General features: G+C 70.6%; 17 protein-coding genes and 1 pseudogene. 11 read left to right on the plus strand and 7 right to left on the minus strand.

Annotation, left to right across the window (positions count from 1 at the left end; all coding sequences use genetic code 11):
* Positions 1 to 193: pseudogene (locus A5696_RS29040) on the plus strand (hypothetical protein); the annotation flags it as partial.
* Between the two features lie 114 nt (positions 194 to 307).
* Here the strand turns inward: A5696_RS29040 and A5696_RS02560 are convergent.
* From A5696_RS02560 to mhuD, 3 genes are read right to left on the minus strand one after another with little or no spacing between them, the layout of a single operon-like run.
* Positions 308 to 1,063, minus strand: a complete 756-nt coding sequence (locus A5696_RS02560; protein WP_067872942.1) for a hypothetical protein — start codon at positions 1,061 to 1,063, stop codon at positions 308 to 310.
* 4 nt (positions 1,064 to 1,067) lie between these two features.
* Complete coding sequence (locus tag A5696_RS02565) at positions 1,068 to 2,396, minus strand: serine hydrolase (RefSeq protein ID WP_067872957.1); 1,329 nt, start codon at positions 2,394 to 2,396, stop codon at positions 1,068 to 1,070.
* A 10-nt stretch (positions 2,397 to 2,406) separates the two neighbouring features.
* Positions 2,407 to 2,727, minus strand: coding sequence for a mycobilin-forming heme oxygenase MhuD (mhuD, locus tag A5696_RS02570; protein WP_067872960.1), 321 nt, complete (start codon positions 2,725 to 2,727; stop codon positions 2,407 to 2,409).
* 63 nt (positions 2,728 to 2,790) lie between these two features.
* Here mhuD and A5696_RS02575 point away from each other — a divergent pair, with 63 nt between their 5' ends.
* Entirely contained in the window at positions 2,791 to 3,558 is a 768-nt protein-coding gene (locus tag A5696_RS02575) for an alpha/beta fold hydrolase (RefSeq protein WP_067872963.1), read from the plus strand.
* On the opposite strand, the gene A5696_RS02580 is transcribed toward A5696_RS02575, so the two are convergent.
* Positions 3,542 to 5,239 carry a GMC oxidoreductase gene (locus A5696_RS02580; RefSeq protein WP_156738224.1) on the minus strand — a complete coding sequence of 566 codons (1,698 nt, stop codon included), beginning with the start codon at positions 5,237 to 5,239 and terminating at the stop codon, positions 3,542 to 3,544. The two genes, A5696_RS02575 and A5696_RS02580, sit on opposite strands and share 17 nt — an antisense overlap.
* A complete protein-coding gene (locus A5696_RS02585) occupies positions 5,232 to 6,020 on the minus strand; it encodes a gluconate 2-dehydrogenase subunit 3 family protein (RefSeq protein ID WP_067872968.1) in 789 nt (262 codons plus the stop codon). The genes A5696_RS02580 and A5696_RS02585 overlap by 8 nt, the downstream gene beginning before the upstream one ends.
* A gap of 175 nt (positions 6,021 to 6,195) precedes the next feature.
* Here A5696_RS02585 and A5696_RS02590 point away from each other — a divergent pair, with 175 nt between their 5' ends.
* Genes A5696_RS02590 through A5696_RS02620 form a run of 7 tightly spaced genes read left to right on the plus strand, consistent with a single transcriptional unit; the run spans position 6,196 to position 13,548 of the window.
* The gene (locus tag A5696_RS02590) at positions 6,196 to 6,531 is read left to right on the plus strand and encodes a lsr2/espR transcriptional regulator (RefSeq protein WP_067872971.1); all 336 of its coding nucleotides are present in this window, start codon (positions 6,196 to 6,198) and stop codon (positions 6,529 to 6,531) included.
* Positions 6,532 to 6,536: 5 nt separating this feature from the next.
* Positions 6,537 to 7,016: an NADH-quinone oxidoreductase subunit B family protein gene (locus tag A5696_RS02595; RefSeq protein WP_067872973.1), complete on the plus strand. Its 480-nt coding sequence runs from the start codon at positions 6,537 to 6,539 to the stop codon at positions 7,014 to 7,016.
* Positions 7,017 to 7,057: 41 nt separating this feature from the next.
* Positions 7,058 to 8,989 (plus strand): proton-conducting transporter membrane subunit, encoded by a 1,932-nt coding sequence (locus tag A5696_RS02600; RefSeq protein ID WP_067873276.1) that lies wholly within the window; start codon positions 7,058 to 7,060, stop codon positions 8,987 to 8,989.
* Positions 8,990 to 8,994: 5 nt separating this feature from the next.
* Entirely contained in the window at positions 8,995 to 9,945 is a 951-nt protein-coding gene (locus A5696_RS02605; RefSeq protein WP_067873273.1) for a respiratory chain complex I subunit 1 family protein, read from the plus strand.
* Positions 9,942 to 10,604, plus strand: coding sequence for a hypothetical protein (locus tag A5696_RS02610; RefSeq protein ID WP_067872976.1), 663 nt, complete (start codon positions 9,942 to 9,944; stop codon positions 10,602 to 10,604). The genes A5696_RS02605 and A5696_RS02610 overlap by 4 nt, the downstream gene beginning before the upstream one ends.
* The gene (locus A5696_RS02615) at positions 10,604 to 12,073 is read left to right on the plus strand and encodes a proton-conducting transporter membrane subunit (protein ID WP_067872979.1); all 1,470 of its coding nucleotides are present in this window, start codon (positions 10,604 to 10,606) and stop codon (positions 12,071 to 12,073) included. Before A5696_RS02610 ends, A5696_RS02615 begins: the two co-directional genes overlap by 1 nt.
* Positions 12,070 to 13,548 (plus strand): NADH-quinone oxidoreductase subunit C, encoded by a 1,479-nt coding sequence (locus A5696_RS02620; protein WP_067872982.1) that lies wholly within the window; start codon positions 12,070 to 12,072, stop codon positions 13,546 to 13,548. The genes A5696_RS02615 and A5696_RS02620 overlap by 4 nt, the downstream gene beginning before the upstream one ends.
* 20 nt (positions 13,549 to 13,568) lie before the next feature.
* Here A5696_RS02620 and A5696_RS02625 read toward each other — a convergent pair whose 3' ends face one another.
* The gene (locus A5696_RS02625; protein ID WP_067872984.1) at positions 13,569 to 14,468 is read right to left on the minus strand and encodes an A/G-specific adenine glycosylase; all 900 of its coding nucleotides are present in this window, start codon (positions 14,466 to 14,468) and stop codon (positions 13,569 to 13,571) included.
* Between A5696_RS02625 and A5696_RS02630 the strand changes: the two genes are divergently transcribed.
* On the plus strand, positions 14,467 to 15,084 hold the full coding sequence (locus A5696_RS02630) for a carbonic anhydrase (RefSeq protein ID WP_067873279.1): 618 nt from the start codon (positions 14,467 to 14,469) through the stop codon (positions 15,082 to 15,084). The genes A5696_RS02625 and A5696_RS02630 overlap by 2 nt on opposite strands.
* Before the next feature lie 105 nt (positions 15,085 to 15,189).
* Complete coding sequence (locus A5696_RS02635) at positions 15,190 to 16,005, plus strand: hypothetical protein (RefSeq protein ID WP_156738229.1); 816 nt, start codon at positions 15,190 to 15,192, stop codon at positions 16,003 to 16,005.
* 6 nt (positions 16,006 to 16,011) lie between these two features.
* On the opposite strand, the gene disA is transcribed toward A5696_RS02635, so the two are convergent.
* Positions 16,012 to 17,085, minus strand: a complete 1,074-nt coding sequence (gene disA / locus A5696_RS02640; RefSeq protein ID WP_067872989.1) for a DNA integrity scanning diadenylate cyclase DisA — start codon at positions 17,083 to 17,085, stop codon at positions 16,012 to 16,014.
* Position 17,086 lies beyond the last annotated feature (1 nt).

The raw sequence follows: 17,086 nt of genomic DNA on the forward strand, positions 1-17,086 counted from the left end.
CGCGGCATTGCTGCTGCCCCCTCCCAAGATCTCCGTCACCGACCAGCACGGCCCACCCCCCCCCCCCGGCCCCCCCCCGTCCCCCCACCCCCCCCCACCCACCGTGGCGCCCTACCCCGGACCCCTCGGCGAGCGCGCCGACTGGTGGTGGTACGACCCCTTCCAACCCCAACCACCACCATCGACCAACTAGGTTGATTGGGGCATAAAGAATTTCGTTTGCGTTACCCGCTGCCCAGACCATGCGGCTTGCTTGAAAGTTGGTAGCGCATACGCTATCGAATTCGTAAGTCGCCGATGCCCGGAGTCAAGCCGGACCCGGCGCCGGTGCGAATTCGAAACTCGGCGGTTCGCGCAGCCACGCCGTCGAGACGGCGGACCAGTCCGCGACGCTGACGTAGGGTCCCGCCGGGCTGTGCGCGTGGCCCGAGCCGTCGGCCGTGCTGAACGGGGTGACCGAGATCTTGGGATGGGCCAGCAGCAATCCCGCGGGTGACAGGTGCACCGCGTCCCAGGACTGCGCGATCGCGCGCCAGTCCGGGTACCTGCAGCCGTTCGCCGTGGCTGCATGCGAGTCGATCAAGTCGGCCCAGTCGCGGGCCGAGTCGATCAGGGCGACGCGAACGCGCGCGGTGTCGAAACGCACTTCCCAGCGCGGGCTTTCGCGAGCCAGGTTCTCGCCGCACAGGGTCCAGCTGTCGTCGTTGTCGGTGATCGGGGTGGACGTCCAGAACGCGCCCTTCGGCAACGCGCTCAACGGCTCCCGGTTGCTGACGTTCGGCGCGCGCAGTTCGCCGAGCGCGCCCTGATGGATCTGCGGCGACCCGAACGTGGGCAGCGCCGACAGGGCCGAGAGCCCGGCCTCGTCGTACGCGCGCAGCTCCAGGTCGTCGACGTCGAAGTCCGCGACGTCCAGACAGCGATCGGAGTACAGGTAGCTGCCGACCGCCCGGCTCGCGGCCGAAATCAGCTCCTCCGGCGCGCCGAGGCCACCGACCGACCGCATGCGTTCGATGAACAGCCGCCCGGGAAAGGTGTCCAGCAGCGACTCTGCGTTGCTCACCTGACTATCGGGGCGCGATAAGCGCGAAAACCTGCTTGGCCACCTGCAACATCCAGCCGGTCACTGTCGGCCCGTGATCGCGCGGCCAGTTGAGCTGGAAACTGACCACCCACGGCTGCCGATTCTTGTCGACGGCGTACCAGCTGAAGGTCAGATCACCAGGCAGGCCACCGGCTTTCGCGCCGATATACGGCCACACGTTCCGGTCGAGCTGGATGCCGGCCACGGCGGACAGGATCTGTCGGACGGGCGCGGCCGGGCCGACCGCGTCGGCCTGCAGCGCGGCATGCACCCGGCAGATGTCCTCGGCGTTGCCGTACCACTCGGCGCCGTACGTCGAGGCCGGCGTGTGGGCGCGGGTCGGATCGGGTTGGTAGGAAGTGGAATTCGCCTGCGCCAGCAACCGGGCGCGAACCTCTTGGGAGCCCTGCTTCCATTGGTCGCGCAGATCGGGTTGGCCCCAGCCGACGGAGAACAGCTCGTACATGGTCGGGAACGGCGTCATGCTGGCCGGGTCGTGATGGCCTGCGGTCGCGAGCGCTTCCTCGATGGCGTGCGTGCCCAGCCGCCCGATCAGCAGGTCGGTGGCCATGTTGTCGCTCGTGGCGATCATCTTCTCGGCGGCCGTGCGCACCGAAACCTGCGCTCCGGCAGGCAAAGCCAGGCCCGACGAGCCCACCGCGCGGCTCTTGTCGGTGACGGTGAGCTGATCGTCCCACGACACCGTCCCGGCCTTGACGGCGCCGGCCACCGCGTGCAGTACGTACAGCTTGAAAATCGATGCCAGCGGCAGGGATTCGCCGGTGTTGGTACCGGCCACGGGGTCGCAGTGGCCGTCGTTCACCTTGGCGATCTGGTAGGAGTAGCGGGCCCCGGTCTTGCTCAGCACGGCGTCGACGTCGTGCCAGGAGCTGACCTTCGGGGGCAGGGTGTCGACGTCGAACCGGTCGACCCGGCCCTCGTCGTCGGTGTGGATCCGGATGTCTTGGCGCGCGCCGTAGGAGGTGATCAGGTGCAGGGTGGCCACGCTGGCGCCGAGGTCCACGCCGTCGAGGGTGAACGGACGGTCCCACCACAGTCCCTCCATGGTGGTCTCGACCGACTCGACCTTGTCCGGCGCGGCGAGGGTGCCGACCCCGACCGGGCCGATGGGCCAGTCAGAGTTCAGCATGTCCAGGGTCTGCTGGGCGCGGATGCCGGGCGGCGTCCGGGTGTCGATCTGGCGGCCCGCGTTGGCCGCGTTCGCGTGCGGCGCGGGGGAGGGCGCGCAGCCCGGCGCCAGCGTCACGACCAGGGCCGCGGCGGCGCCCAATGCCACCGCGCGGCGCCGCATCGACCGCCCGCTAGCCACCCTGCTTGGTGCCGGCAACGTCCATCACGACCTCGAACTCCAGCAGCGACGCCCCGGTCGCCACCGGATTGGCCCGCTCGCCGGCGTGGGCCTCGATCGCGGGCCCCTTCGCCCACGCCTGGAAGGCCTCCTCGGACTCCCAGTGCGTCACCACGAAGTAGCGGTTCTCGCCCTTGATGGGGCGCAGCAGCTGGAAGCCGAGGAAGCCGGGCTGGCTGTCGACGGCGTGCGCGCGGTGGGCGAACCGCTTCTCCAGCTCGGGGCCGGCATCCGCGGGCACCTCGATTGCGTTGATCTTCACCACATGCGGCATTCCGCTAGGCTACCGCGCGGCCGAGTCTGTCCAACCCCCGGGCGGGACACGCAAGATGGGGGTATGCCCGGCGATCTGTTGACCTGCCACGGCGGCCAGGGGGAGCCGTTGGTGCTGGTCCACGGCCTGATGGGCCGCGGCACCACCTGGTCGCGGCAGCTGCCGTGGCTGACCCGGCTGGGCACCGTCTACGCCTACGACGCCCCGTGGCACCGGGGCCGCGACGTCGACGATCCCCACCCCATCAGCACGGAACGCTTTGTGGCCGACCTGGCCGACGCGGTCGGGACCCTGGGGGCGCCGGCCAGGCTGGTGGGGCATTCGATGGGCGCCCTGCACTCGTGGTGCCTGGCCGCGGAACGCCCGGACCTGGTCACGGCGCTGGTTGTCGAGGACATGGCGCCGGACTTCCGCGGCCGCACCACCGGTCCGTGGGAGCCGTGGTTGCACGCCCTTCCCGTCGAATTCGATTCCGCCGAAAAGGTTTTCGGTGAATTTGGACCGGTCGCCGGCCGGTATTTCCTGGACGCCTTCGACCGCACGGAACGCGGGTGGCGGTTGCATGGGCACACCTCCCGGTGGATCGAGATCGCCGCCGAATGGGGCACCCGGGACTACTGGGCGCAGTGGGAGGCCGTGCGAGCCCCGGCGCTGCTCATCGAGGCGGGCAACTCCGTCACCCCGCCGGGGCAGATGCGCGCCATGGCCGAAACTGATTCGCCGACAACATATTTGCGCGTTCCGGAGGCCGGCCATCTGGTGCACGACGAAGCCTCGGAGGTATACCGCGACGCGGTGGAATCTTTCCTGGCGGCTACCGCCGGCCGGTGAGCCCAAAGGCGGTGCGCAGCGCCACCGCCATGAGCGTGTTGGTCGGGTTCTGGCAGCCCGAGGTGACGAACACGCTGCCGTCGGCGACGTAGACGTTGTCCATCTGGTGCATCCGCCCGTTCGGGTCGACGACGCTCGTCGCCGGGGACACCCCCATCTGCATGCCGCCCATCACGTGCTTGGTGTTCGGTGGGGTGCCGCCGCCCAGTTTCCGCTCCAGGCCGTCGGGGATCGCGGCGAACAGCTGCGCGCCGGCCGCCGCCATCATCGCGGTGATGGGCACCAGATAGAAGGCCTGCGCGACCGCCTCGTGCTTGCCGGGCGCCCAGGTCACGCGGGCCACGGGCTGGCCGTTGAGGTCGGTGACCGTCGGGTCGAGGGTGACGTTGTTGCTCAGGTAGGGCAGGTCGGTGCCGATGAAGTTGACGCCGGCGAGCCGGTCTCGCAGCAGCGAGGCGCGCATCAGGTCCTTGAACGGGCTGCCGAACAATTGCACCCCCGGCAGGAATCCCAGGATCTCCTGGTAGAACTTGCCCTCGGTGATCGGGTCCTGGCTCCCGCCCAGCTCGCACAGGCCGCCGCGGATGTAGGGCAGCCCGGCCAGTTTCGCAGCGAGCCGCGCTCCGGGGAAGTTCGGGTCGCAGAAATCCTCCATGCACTGGGTGATCGAGCGGCCGCGGTAGGCGTGCACCCGCTGGTCGAGGTAGATGCCGAACCCGTCGACGAAGTTGTGGAACATCAGGCGGGCGCCGATCCGTCCGCTGGCGTCGGGCAGGCCGGAGAGCAACGCCAGGCGCGCCGTCTCGATCGCCGAGGCGGCCAGCACCACCAGGTCGGCGCTCTCCCCGCCGGGATTACCCCTCGGGTCCAGATAGGAGACGCCGGTGGCGCGCCGGCCGGTGAAGTTGACCTTGGTGACCGTGGTTTCGGGGCGCAGCTGCGTCCGCCCGGTCCGCAGCGCCCGGCGCAGCGGCGCCAGCGCGCCCACCCGCGCCGAGATCGGGCAGCCGTAGTTGCTGCAGAACCCGCAGTTGTTGCACGCCGGGCGGCCGTCGTACTCGACCGAATTGATCGCGGTCGGGAACGGATACGGGTGCAGTCCGATGCGCCTGGCGCCCTTGGCGATCAGCGTGGACGAGCGCTGCTGCGGCCCGGGCGGCATCGCGTACTGCTGCGTGCGCGGCGCGTGCCTGAAGGAGAGGCTGGGTATCGACCGGACGTCGCCCTGCGTCCCGAGCAGCGTTTCGATCGCGTCGTAGTACGGCGCGATCTCGTTGTATTCGAACGGCCAATCCTGCACGTCCGCGCCCGGTTGCGGGCCGAGCATCGACAGCCCCTTGAAGTCGATGTCCCAGAACCGCGGCACCTTCGCGTCCCAGTGCACGGTTCCACCGCCGACGGTCACCGGAAGCTCGTTGACCGGGCCGACGTAGCCGGCGGGCTGGCTGGCGCTGGTCCGATATGTGCGCGGGTAGGCCAGTGGGTCCGGCTGCTCGAAATAGCGGTACAGCGCCTTGAGTTCGTCGTTGGCGAACGTCGTCCCGAGCGGCCCGGTCCCGTCCAGGTTGGTGAAGTAGTTGGATCCTTTCTCGAATATCACTACGTCCCAGCCGTTCTCGGCGAGCTCCATCGCCACCGTAGATCCGCCGGCGCCGGAGCCGACGATGACCGCCTTAGGCACTCACGCCGCCCCTCCCGCCGAGTTTGGCGACGACGCCCTCCCAGCCGCGGCGCAGGCGGTTGACGATGTCGGTGACGACGACGACGTCCCACTGGGTCGCCTCCACCTCGGCGGGCGTGTATCCCCGCGGCTGGGAGTCCCCGGGGTACTTGATGTCCTGCCAACCGACCAGGTTCGCGTTGCCGCCGTACTCGGGGACGCTGTACATCGCCTCGATGGTGTGACCGAACAGGACGTTGGCGAAGGCAGCCGCCGGCCCATGGGCCAGGATGAGGTCCTGGCGGACCGGCTGCACCGCGGTGAAGTCGCCGCCGGCCTGCTGGTCGAGCAGCGCGATGCCGCTGGTGTACTGGTTGCGCAGCTGCGTCAGCCGCTGCTGCCATCCGTAGGCCTGGGCGCGGTTGAGCGGGACGAAGGTGGCCATGTAGTCCTGCGAACCGCCGGCGCGGTTGCTCCACGGGCCACCGGCGTGCACGTCGGCGGGCGTGACGTCGAAGACCGACAGCATCCGGTCCAGGTAATTGACCACGTTCGCCTCGTGCGCCCCGGGGCTGCCGAGTTCGACCGGGCAGTCTTGCGGCCCGGGGATAAGCCGGCGAGTGGCCGCGTCGAGCACCGCGGCCTGGTGCGGCGACAGGAACCGGTAGCCCGCGTCGGCGGAAGCGATGGGCAGGGAGCCGCGCATGGCGGCGGCCAGCGGCAGCAGGCTCAGGCCGCCGAGCACCGCGCGCCGGGACACCGGCGGCAAGCGGGATCCCTCGGCGGCCTCCTCGCTGGGCACATCGGCAGGGTAAGGCGCGGATATGAGTCCCACGTGGAACGCTTGCGCGGCGGCGTGTCGGGTTGTGCGGGTGCGGGCCTTTGCGCTAACGCCCCACCGAGCGCGCAGCTACACCATCTGATAAATTCTTCAATTGTTCAAGCATAGGAAGCATCGAATCTTCAGGAGATCCCGCGTGTCGGTGCCGCTGTACAAGGTCAAGGCCGAGTTCTTCAAGACATTGGGGCATCCGGCGCGGATCAGGGTGCTCGAGCTGCTCGTCGCCGGGGACAAGTCGGTGGCCGAACTGCTGCCCGAGGTCGGGGTGGAGTCATCGAACCTGTCCCAGCAACTGGGTGTGTTGCGCCGGGCCGGCGTGGTGGAAGCGCGCCGGGACGGCAACACGATGATCTACTCGATCGCCTCACCGGACATCGCCGAGCTGCTGTTGGTCGCGCGCAAGGTTCTCACCGGGGTGCTCAGCGACCGGGTGGCGGTGCTGGAGGAGATGCGCGCGGGGAGCGCGCAGTAGCGGTCATGGGCTGGATTTCGAAGGCCTTCCGTGTCGGCCGGATCACCCAACGCGCGGAACCATTACCGCCGCAGGCGATGAAACCGGTTGCGGGAGTGCGTGGTTCGCTTCAGATCCGGCACGTCGACGCCGGCTCCTGCAATGGGTGCGAAGTGGAGATCGCCGGAGCATTCGGGCCGGTGTATGACGCCGAGCGGTTCGGTGCGCGCCTGGTGGCCTCGCCGCGGCACGCGGACGCGCTGCTGGTGACCGGCGTGGTGACGCACAACATGGCGGGTCCCCTGCGCGCCACGCTCGACGCCACTCCTCGGCCGCGCCGGGTGATCGCCTGCGGGGACTGCGCGATCAACAGGGGTGTCTTCGCCGATGCCTACGGGGTGGCCGGCGCCGTCGGTGAGCTGGTGCCGGTCGATCTGGACATTCCCGGCTGCCCGCCGACGCCCGGCGAGATCGTCGCGGCCCTGCGATCGGTGACCGGCAAGTGACCACGGAACTGGCCACCCGCCCGGTCGTCGCGCCAAACTCCCTGGGCTCCAAGGACTTCAGGCCCGCGGCCGCGGGGGCGCTGACGTCGCTGCTGGGCGCGATCGGAGTCTGGGCGGGCCTGCAGGGAATGTTCGGTTCGGTGCCCGCGGTGCGCATCGGGTGGCTGCTCCCGTTGTCGGGGGTGCGGCTGAGCCTGGAGCCCTTGGGCGGATTCTTCGTGGCGCTCACCGGCGCGGTCGCCGTCGTCGTCGGGCTTTACACGATCGGCTATGCCCGGCGGGGCCACCTGGGCGGGGTGCCGCTCGCGGTGTTGCCGCTGTTCGTCGCGGCGATGCTCGTCGTACCCGCGGCGGGGTCGGTGACCACCTTCCTGCTGGCGTGGGAACTGATGGCCGTCGCATCACTGGTGCTCGTGCTGGCCGAACACACCCGCCCGCAGGTGCGCTCCGCCGCCCTGGTGTACGCGGTGATGACCCAGTTGGGGTTCGTCGCGATCCTGATCGGGCTGGTGGTGTTGTCCGCGGCCGGCGGCGCCGACCGGCTCGCCGACCTGCACCGGATACCGGAGGGTGCGCGCACCGCGGTGTTCCTGCTGACGGTTGCGGGGTTCGGTTCCAAGGCCGGGCTGGTTCCCCTGCACGCCTGGTTGCCGCGCGCCCACCCGGAAGCCCCCAGCCCGGTGTCGGCCTTGATGAGCGCCGCGATGGTCAACCTCGGCGTCTACGGCATCTGCCGTTTCGATCTGCAGCTGCTGGGCCCGGGTCCCCGCTGGTGGGGCCTCGTCCTGATGGTCGTCGGCGGGGTGTCGGCGCTCTATGGCGTGGTGCAGGCCTCGGTGGCCACGGATCTCAAACGGCTGCTTGCCTATTCGACCACCGAGAACCTCGGGCTGATCACGCTGGCCTTGGGCGCCGCCACGCTGTTCGCCGCCGCCGGTGCAACCCGGGCTGCGACGATCGCCGCGGCCGCGGCCATGCTGCACCTGATCGCGCACGCGGCGTTCAAGAGCCTCGGATTCCTGTCCGCGGGCTCGGTGCTGGCCGCCACCGGGCTGCGCGACCTCGACCGGCTGGGCGGTCTGGCCCGACGGATGCCGGTCACCACCACCCTGTTCGGGGTGGCGGCGCTCGGGGCGTGCGGGCTGCCGTTGGGCGCCGGATTCGTCAGCGAGTGGCTGCTGGTCCAGTCGCTGATCCACACCGCCCCCGAGCACGTCGCCGTCTTGGCGTTGACCACGCCGCTGGCGGTCGGCGCGGTCGCGCTCACCACCGGGCTGGGGGTCGCGGCGATGGTCAAGGCGTTCGGCATCGGATTTTTGGCGCGGCCGCGCTCGGAGCAGGCCGCCGGGGCCCTCGAGGCGCCGCGCAGCATGCTGGCCGGCATGGCGCTGGCGGCGGCCGCGTGTGTGACGCTCGCGGTGGCACCGGTGACCGTCGCACCCGCGCTGCGCCGGGCCGTCGCGGCGCTACCCGCGGCCCGGGCGGTGGAATTCACCGACCTGGGCGCGTTCGTCCGGCTGCCGGGGCTGCAGGGCTCGATCGCGCCCGGGGTGATCGCCGCCGGCCTCTGCGGGGCGGCGCTGGCCGCGGCCGCACTCACCCGGTGGCGCCGGGCGCGGCGCCCCGAGCCCGTCACGTCGCCGCTATGGGCCTGCGGCGCGGACGATCTCACCCCACGCATGCAATACACGGCGACTTCCTTCGCCGAGCCCCTGCAACGGGTCTTCGACGATGTGCTGCGCCCCGACACCGACATCGAAGTCACGCACAGCGCCGAGTCCCGCTACCTGGCCGACAAGGTCACCTACAGCACCCGGATCACCGACGCGATCGAGGAACGCTGCTACGCGCCGGTGATCCGGGCGATCTCGGCCGCGGCGGAATGGGTTCGGCGCGCACACACCGGCAGCGTCCACCTGTATCTGGCCTACGGCGCGCTCGGTGTGTTGACCGTGCTGGTGGTCGCCCGATGAACGTGCTGTCCTACGTCGCGGGCGCGGCGCAGATCGGCGCCGTGATGGCCGGGGCGCCGCTGGTGGTCGGCCTGACCCGCCAGGTGCGCGCCCGCTGGGAGGGCCGCGTCGGTGGCGGTATCCTGCAGCCGTGGCGCGACATCGTCAAACAGCTTGGCAAGCAACGGATCACACCGCGCGGAACGACGGTGGTGTTCGCGGCCGCGCCCGCCGTCGTCGCCGGCTCGGCTTTGCTGATCGCCGCCATCGCGCCGCTGGTCGCGACCGGATCCCCCCTGGATGCCAGCGCCGACTTGTTCGCGGTGGTGGGCCTGCTGTTCGTCGGCACGGTCGCGGTGACCCTGGCCGGGATCGACACCGGCACCTCCTTCGGCGGCATGGGCGCCAGCCGTGAGATCACCATCGCCGCGCTTGTCGAGCCCACCATCCTGCTGGCGGTGTTCGCGGTGTCGATGCCGGCGGGGTCGGCCAATCTCGGTGCCCTGGTGTCGCACACCGTCACCCACCCCGGGCAGGTGGTGTCGCTCGCGGGCGTGTTGGCGTTCACCGCGCTGGTGATCGTCATCGTCGCCGAAACCGGGCGCCTGCCCGTGGACAACCCGGCCACCCATCTCGAGCTGACCATGGTCCACGAGGCGATGGTGCTCGAATACGCCGGGCCGCGGCTGGCGCTGGTCGAATGGGCGACGGGGATGCGGCTCACGGTGTTGTTGGCGTTGCTGGCAAACCTGTTCGCGCCGTGGGGCATCGCGGGCGGCCGGCCCGGCGCGGTGGACCTCGCCGTCGGCCTTGCGGCGGTGGTGGCCAAGGTCGCGCTGCTGGCGGGGCTGTTGGCGACCGTCGAGGTGTTCGTCGCCAAACTGCGGCTGTTCCGGGTCCCCGAGCTACTGGCCGGATCGTTTCTGCTGGCGCTGCTCGCGGTCATCGCGGCCAACTTCTTCGCGGTTCCGGCATGACGTACAACACTTTTGCGGTCTCGGTCGACCTCGCCGCCGGGGGGCTGCTGTTGGCCGCGGTGCTGATCGTGTGGCGCCGCGACCTGACCGCCATCACCCGCCTGCTGGGCTGGCAGGGCGCCGCCCTGGCGGCGATACCGGTGCTGCGTGGCGCGTATGACGGCGACAGGGCCCTCATCGGCGTCGGTGTCGCCGTGCTGGTGTTGCGGGCCGCGGTGCTGCCGCGGCTGCTGGCGCGCGCGGTCCGCGCCGAGCCGCAAGGCCGGCGGGAAGCCACCCCGCTGGTCAACACCGCGACCTCGCTGCTGATCACCGCCGGCCTGACCCTGGCCGCCTTCGCCACCACCGGCGCCCTGGTGAACCTGCAGCCCGCGGCCACCACCACCGCGGTGCCGGCCGCCACCGCGGTGGTGCTCATCGCCCTGCTCGTGATGGTGACGCGGCGTCATGCGGTGTCGCAGGCCGCGGGATTCCTGCTGCTGGACAACGGGATCGCCGCCGCCGCGTTTCTGCTGACGGCCGGCGTGCCGCTGATCGTCGAACTCGGCGCCTCGCTCGACGTGCTGTTCGCGGTCATCGTGATCGGCGTCCTGACCGGCCGGCTGTCCCGCACGTTCGGCGGCGCCGACCTGGATGCGTTGCAGGAGCTGCACGACTGATGACCGGTTTACTGCTCGCCGCGATCCTTGCGCCGGTCGGCGCGTCGGTCGCCACCCTGATCGCCGGATGGCGCAGGGCCAGCGCGACGCTGATCGTCCTGTCGGCGGTGTGCGTGCTCGGCTGTGGCGCCGCACTCGGTTTCGGTGTCGGATCGGGGACGCGGCTCGCCCTGGGCGGCCTGCTGCGGGTCGATGCCCTGACCGTCACGATGCTGATCGTCATCGGAAGCGTTGCGACACTGGCCACTTGGGCCAGCATCGGTTACATCGACGCCGAGCTCGCGCATCGGCACACCGATCCGCTCGGCGCCCGCGTGTATGGGGCGCTGACCGCGGCCTTCCTGGCAGCGATGGTTGTCGCTGTGTGCGCCAACAACATCGGCGTCATCTGGATCGCCGTCGAAGCCACCACGGTGATCACCGCGTTCCTGGTCGGGCACCGGCGCACCCGCGGCGCGCTCGAGGCGACCTGGAAGTACGTCGTGATCTGCTCGGTCGGCATCGCCATCGCCTTCCTGGGCACGGTGCTGCTCTACTACGCCGCCGAGCACGCCGGCGCCCCGGCCGCGGCAGCCCTGAACCTCGACGTCCTCACCGGGCATGCCGGCGGGCTCAACCCCGACATCGCCCGGCTCGCGGGCGGGTTGCTGCTGATCGGCTACGGCGCGAAGGTCGGACTCTTCCCGTTCCACACCTGGTTGGCCGACGCCCACAGCCAGGCCCCGGCACCGGTTTCGGCGCTGATGAGCGGGGTGCTGCTGTCGGTGGCGTTTTCGGTGCTGATCCGCATCAAACCGGTCATCACCGCAGCGGCCGGGCCGGCGTTCATGCGGTCCGGGCTGCTGGTGATCGGGTTGGCGACCCTGGCGGTCGCGGCCCTGATGCTGACGGTGACACCGGACATCAAACGGATGCTGGCGTATTCGTCGATGGAGAACATGGGCCTGATCGCGATCGCCGCGGCCGCCGGAACCACATTGGCCATCGCCGCGCTGCTGTTGCACGTGCTGGCCCACGGTATGGGCAAGACCGTGCTGTTCCTGGCGAGCGGCCAGCTGCAGGCCGCGCACGGCTCCACCGCGATCGCCGACATCGGCGGCGTGCTGCGGCGCTCCCGCCTCATCGGCTTATCGCTCGGCGTGGGTGTCATCGTGCTGCTCGGGCTGCCACCGTTCGCGATGTTCGCCAGCGAGTTGGCCATCGCCCGCTCGCTGGCCGACGCCCGACTCACCTGGGCCCTGGCTCCTGCCCTGCTGCTGATCGTCGTCGCCTTCGCCGCGCTCGCACGCAATTGCGGCCGCATCCTGCTGGGCGACGGCCCCGTGGCCGCACCCGAGATCAGAGTGCCCCGGACGGTGGCCGCGGCCCTGATCGTCGGCGTCGCCGCATCGCTGGCCCTCGGTGTCACGGCCGGCCCGCTCACCGGCCTGTTCACCACCGCCGCAAGCCACGTCGGGGTGCCGCGTTGAGCCGGAACTGGTTGCGCCACAGGCTCTCCCAGCACAGTCTCGCCGAGACGGCAGAAGACTTGCTGGACAGGGGGTTTCGCCTGGCCCTGGTGGCCGCCCACGACGACGGCGACGCCCTGCGGGTTGTCCACCTGTTCCTGGCCGGCCGGCCCGACCGCCGCATCGAGCTCGAATGCGTCGTGAACAAGAACGACCCGGTCCTGCATTCGCTGGCGTACCTGTCTTTTGTCGCCGGCCGCTTCGAGCGCGAGATGGCGGACCTGTACGGGATCCGGCCCCTAGGGCATCCCAAAGCGCGCCGACTGGTGCGGCATGCGCACTGGCCCGAGGAGTGGTACCCGATGCGCGGCGAAGCCGGACCCGCGCCGCGCTTCGACAATGTCGGTCATTTCCCCTTCGTCACCGTCGAAGGTCCCGGGGTGTATGAGATCCCGGTGGGCCCGGTGCACGCCGGGCTGATCGAGCCCGGCCATTTCCGCTTCTCCGTCGCCGGCGAAAGCGTGTTGCGGCTGAAGGCCCGGCTGTGGTTCGTGCACCGCGGCGTGGAAAAGCTGTTCGAGGGCCGGCCGGCCGAGGGCGCGGTCGACCTCGCCGAACGCGTCAGCGGTGACACCTCCGTCGGGCACGTGCTCGCTCACAGCCTGGCCGTCGAAGACGCGCTCGGGATCGAGCTGCCCGACGAGGCACAAGGCCTGCGGGCCCTGCTCGTCGAACTCGAGCGGCTCTACAACCACGCCGCGGATCTGGGGGCGCTGGCCAACGACGTCGGGTTCGGCCTCGCGCACGCACACACGCAGCGCGTCCGCGAACAACTGCTGCGGCTCAACGCGAATGTCACCGGACACCGGCTGCTGCGCGGCGCGATCCGCCCCGGCGCGGTCGCGCTGCGGGCGCTGCCCGACGCCGACGAGCTGCGATCGATCGCGGCCGACGTCACCGAGATCGCCGAACTGACCCTGCGCAACTCCCTGGTGTACGACAGATTCGCGGGAACGGCCGTGCTGCAGCGTGAAGACGCGCAGGCCCTCGGCTGCCTGGGCTATGTCGCGCGGGCCAGCGGCATCCGCACCGACGCCCGCCTCGAACACCCCACCACCGCGCTGCCCGTCACCGAGATCGGCGCCGGCGATGGTGACGTGCTGGCCCGCTACACGGTGCGGCGCGACGAATTCACCGCGTCCACCGAGCTGGCCTGCCACCTCATCGAATCACACTCGGGTGCAATAGAATACGGCGGCTCGGCGCCGGTTCAGCACGCGGCGCGCAGCGGGATCGGCATCGTCGAGGGCTGGCGCGGCACCGTCGTTCACCGCGTCGAGATCGACGCCACCAATCGCCTCACCCGCGCGAAGATCGTCGACCCGTCCTGGTTCAACTGGCCCGCGCTGCCCGTCGCGATGGCCGACACGATCGTCCCCGACTTCCCCTTGGCCAACAAAAGCTTCAACCAGTCCTACGCCGGCAACGACCTCTGAAGACCTCTGATCGACGCAGGTCACCCCTCGCCCAGCAACGCGAACCGGCCGTCGGCGGTCCTGGTCACCAGGCCGTCGGCCAGCAACGAATCCAGCGCCCGGTCGCGCTGCACGGGATCGGTCAACCAGGCCACGTCCAGATCCGCCCTGGTGACCGGGAAGTCATTGGCGCGCAAGACATCCAGCAGCCGGCCGCGCACCTGACGGTCGGTGCCGGCGTAGGTCTGCGCCCGGCGGCCCGGCCCCTGCGCCGGGGGACAACCGGCACGGCGCCACGCGCAGCCGTCAAGCGGGCACAGCCCGCAGCGCGGCGCCCGGGCCGTGCACACGATCGCGCCGAGTTCCATCAGCGCCACCGAAAACCGCGGCGCCCGTTCGTCTTCCGGTAGCAGGGCGGAGACGTCGGCGTGGTCGCGTGCGGCGGACGGCGCGCCGGCGTCGGCCAGGCCGTGAACCGCGCGGGCCACGACGCGGCGCACGTTCGTGTCCACCACCGGCACCGGGCGGCGGTAGGCGAAGCACGCGATCGCGCGCGCGGTGTAGCTACCGACGCCCGGCAGCGTCATCAGGACGTCGACGTCGTCGGGCACCACGTCGCCGTGGTCGCGCGCGATCACCGTCGCGCACTCGTGCAAGCGCTTGGCCCGCCGGGGATAGCCGAGCTTGCCCCAGGCGCGCAGCACGTCGGCGGCGCTGGCCGCCGCGGTGGCCGACGGCGTCGGCCAGCGGCGCACCCAGTCCGGCCAGATCGGTAGCACCCGCGCCACCGGCGTCTGCTGCAACATGAACTCGCTGACCAGGATCTGCCATGCCGTGACATCAGGGGCCCGCCAGGGCAAGTCGCGGCGCGACCGCTCGTACCAGTCGATGATCTCGTTCGCGGCGAAGTTCATGCGTCCGTGCGGCATGATGGGGGCCATGCCAAACACCAGCCCGGTAACAGCATGGAAAGCACTCAAAGAGGGTAACGAGCGGTTCGTCGCCGGCCAGCCCCTGCATCCCAGCCAAAGCGTCGACCACCGGGCCAGCCTCGCCGCGGGCCAGAAACCCACCGCGGTGGTGTTCGGCTGCTCCGACAGCCGCGTGGCCGCCGAGCTCATCTTCGACCAGGGCCTGGGCGACATGTTCGTGGTTCGCACCGCCGGTCAGGTCATCGACTCGGCGGTGCTGGGCTCCATCGAGTTCGCGGTGACGGTCCTCGACGTGCCGCTCATCGTCATCCTCGGCCACGACAGCTGCGGCGCCGTCAAGGCGGCGCTGGCGGCGATCCATGACGGCGCCATACCGGGCGGCTTCGTGCGGGACGTGGTGGAGCGGGTCGCGCCGTCGATCCTGATGGGGCGCCGCGACGGCCTGAGCCGTGTCGACGAATTCGAGGAACGCCACGTCAAGGAGACGCTGGCGCAACTCATGGCGCGCTCCTCGGCCATCGCGGAGCGGGTTTCCGCCGGCACGTTGGGGATCGCGGGCGTCACCTACCACCTTTCCGACGGGCGCGCCGCGCTGGTCGAGCACGTCGGTGACATCGGCGAATAACGACCGCCGTTCGACCCGCCACTAACACGGCCGTCGGCCGGCAAACAGGGCGACACGCCGAGGCGGATCGAACAAATCCGCGTGACCTGGGCCTACGGTGTGATCGTGCTGGATCTGGAACCGCGTGGCCCGCTACCCACCGAGATCTATTGGCGGCGCAGGGGCCTGGCCCTGGGACTCGCGGTCGTCGTGGTCGGCGTCGTGGCCGCCATCGTCGTCGCCTTCATGGGCAACAAGTCGGGCGCCAAGCCCGCCGGCGCCGACAAGGCCAACTCCGCCCAGAGCAAGCCTGCGGCGCCCCCGAGCCAGGCGCCGCCCCCGGCGGGGCAGGAGGGTGCCACCCCGGTGGCGCCGCAGGGGCAAAACCCCGAGTCGCCCACGCCCACCGCCGCTGTGCAGCCGCCGCCGGTGCTCAAGGAGGGCGATGACTGCCCCGACTCGACCCTCGCGGTCAAGGGCCTGACCAACGCGCCCCAGTACTTCATCGGTGACCAGCCGAAGTTCACCATGGTCGTCACCAACATCGGCCTGGTGTCCTGCAAACGCGACGTAGGCGCGGCGTCGCTCGCCGCCTACGTGTACTCGCTGGACAACAAGCGGCTGTGGTCCAACCTGGACTGCGCGCCGTCCAACGAGACGCTGATCAAGACCTTCACGCCGGGCGAGCAGGTGACGACGGCGGTCACCTGGACGGGCATGGGGTCCGCGCCGCACTGCCCGCTGCCGCGACCCGCGATCGGGCCGGGCACCTACAACCTCGTCGTGCAGCTGGGCAACCTGCGTTCGCAGCCGGTCCCGTTCATCATGAACCAGCCGCCCCCGCCGCCGGGGCCGGTGCCGGGGCAGCCGGGTCAGCCGGCGCTCGCGCCGCCGCCCGAGGCACCGCCGGGCGTCGCCCCCGGCCCCGTTCCCGCCGGCTGATCGGGTTCAGCTGAGCGGATCGGCGATCGTCGACTCGGCCAGCTGCGACAAGCCTTCCCGCACGTGGCGGGCCCACATCCCGCCGATGCCGTCCACCGACTCCAGGTCGTTGGCGCTGGCGGCCAGCAGGTCCTGCAGCGTCCCGAACGTCCGGACCAGCAGATCCACGTGGGCGAACTGCAGGCGCGGGATCCCGGCCATCGCGCGGTAGCCGCGCGGGCTGAGCGCCGAATCCTGCGCCTCCGCCGTCGTCGGATATCCGAAAACCTTTGCCAGCGAGGTGAAGTCGAGCAGCTCGGTGTCCGACAGGGCGTCCAGCTCGTCCAACGTGGCGGTCATCTGCCCCTCGGACAGCGGCTCGGGGCTGGCGTGATAATCCCGGACGATCAGCTCGCGGGCGATGTCGTTGCCACCCAACAGCTCTTCGAGCTGCAGCCGCAACTGGCGCCCGTCGGTGCCGAGCTCGACACAGTCGTAGTCGATGGCCAGGCCGATGCGCCGGACCAACTCCAGCCGCTGCACCACCGTCATCACGTCGCGCAGCGTGACGAAGTCCTCGATCTCGGCCCGCGACAGCTGCCTGCTGACCTCGTCGAGCCTCATCTTGTACCGCTCCAGGGTGGCGATCGCCTGGTTGGCCCGCGACAGGATGGTCGCGGAATCGGCCACCACGTGGCGCTCGCCGGCGACGTAGACGGTCACGATGTTCATCGAGTGACTGACCGAGATCACCGGGTAGCCGGTCTGGATCGCGGCCCGCTCCGCCGACCGGTGGCGGGTGCCCGACTCGTCGGTGGGTATCGAGGGGTCCGGGACCAACTGGACGTTGGCGCGCACGATGCGGCTGCCGTCGGTGGACAGGATGACGGCGCCGTCCATCTTGGCCAGCTCGCGCAGCCGCGTCGGCGCGTACCGGACGTCGAGGGCGAAGCCGCCGTCGCAGATGGCCTCGACGTTCTCGTCATTGCCGAGCACGATCAACGCGCCGGTGCGGCCGCGCAGGATGCGCTCGAGGCCGTCCCGCAGCCCGGTGCCCGGCGCCAGCCGGGCGACGGTCTCACGCAGTGTCGGACGGGTCACA

Origin of the sequence: Mycobacterium sp. E2699, from assembly GCF_001666745.1 — a bacterium.
Taxonomy (GTDB): Bacteria; Actinomycetota; Actinomycetes; order Mycobacteriales; family Mycobacteriaceae; genus Mycobacterium.

What these genes read in the sequence shown, in the direction of transcription:
- A5696_RS02565 (WP_067872957.1), bottom strand. Translation starts at nt 2,396, where the DNA reads ATGCGGCGCCGCGCGGTGGCATTGGGCGCCGCCGCGGCCCTGGTCGTG.
- mhuD (WP_067872960.1), bottom strand. Translation starts at nt 2,727, where the DNA reads ATGCCGCATGTGGTGAAGATCAACGCAATCGAGGTGCCCGCGGATGCC.
- A5696_RS02575 (WP_067872963.1), top strand. Translation starts at nt 2,791, where the DNA reads ATGCCCGGCGATCTGTTGACCTGCCACGGCGGCCAGGGGGAGCCGTTG.
- A5696_RS02595 (WP_067872973.1), top strand. Translation starts at nt 6,537, where the DNA reads ATGGGCTGGATTTCGAAGGCCTTCCGTGTCGGCCGGATCACCCAACGC.
- A5696_RS02610 (WP_067872976.1), top strand. Translation starts at nt 9,942, where the DNA reads ATGACGTACAACACTTTTGCGGTCTCGGTCGACCTCGCCGCCGGGGGG.
- A5696_RS02615 (WP_067872979.1), top strand. Translation starts at nt 10,604, where the DNA reads ATGACCGGTTTACTGCTCGCCGCGATCCTTGCGCCGGTCGGCGCGTCG.
- A5696_RS02630 (WP_067873279.1), top strand. Translation starts at nt 14,467, where the DNA reads ATGCCAAACACCAGCCCGGTAACAGCATGGAAAGCACTCAAAGAGGGT.
- A5696_RS02625 (WP_067872984.1), bottom strand. Translation starts at nt 14,468, where the DNA reads ATGGCCCCCATCATGCCGCACGGACGCATGAACTTCGCCGCGAACGAG.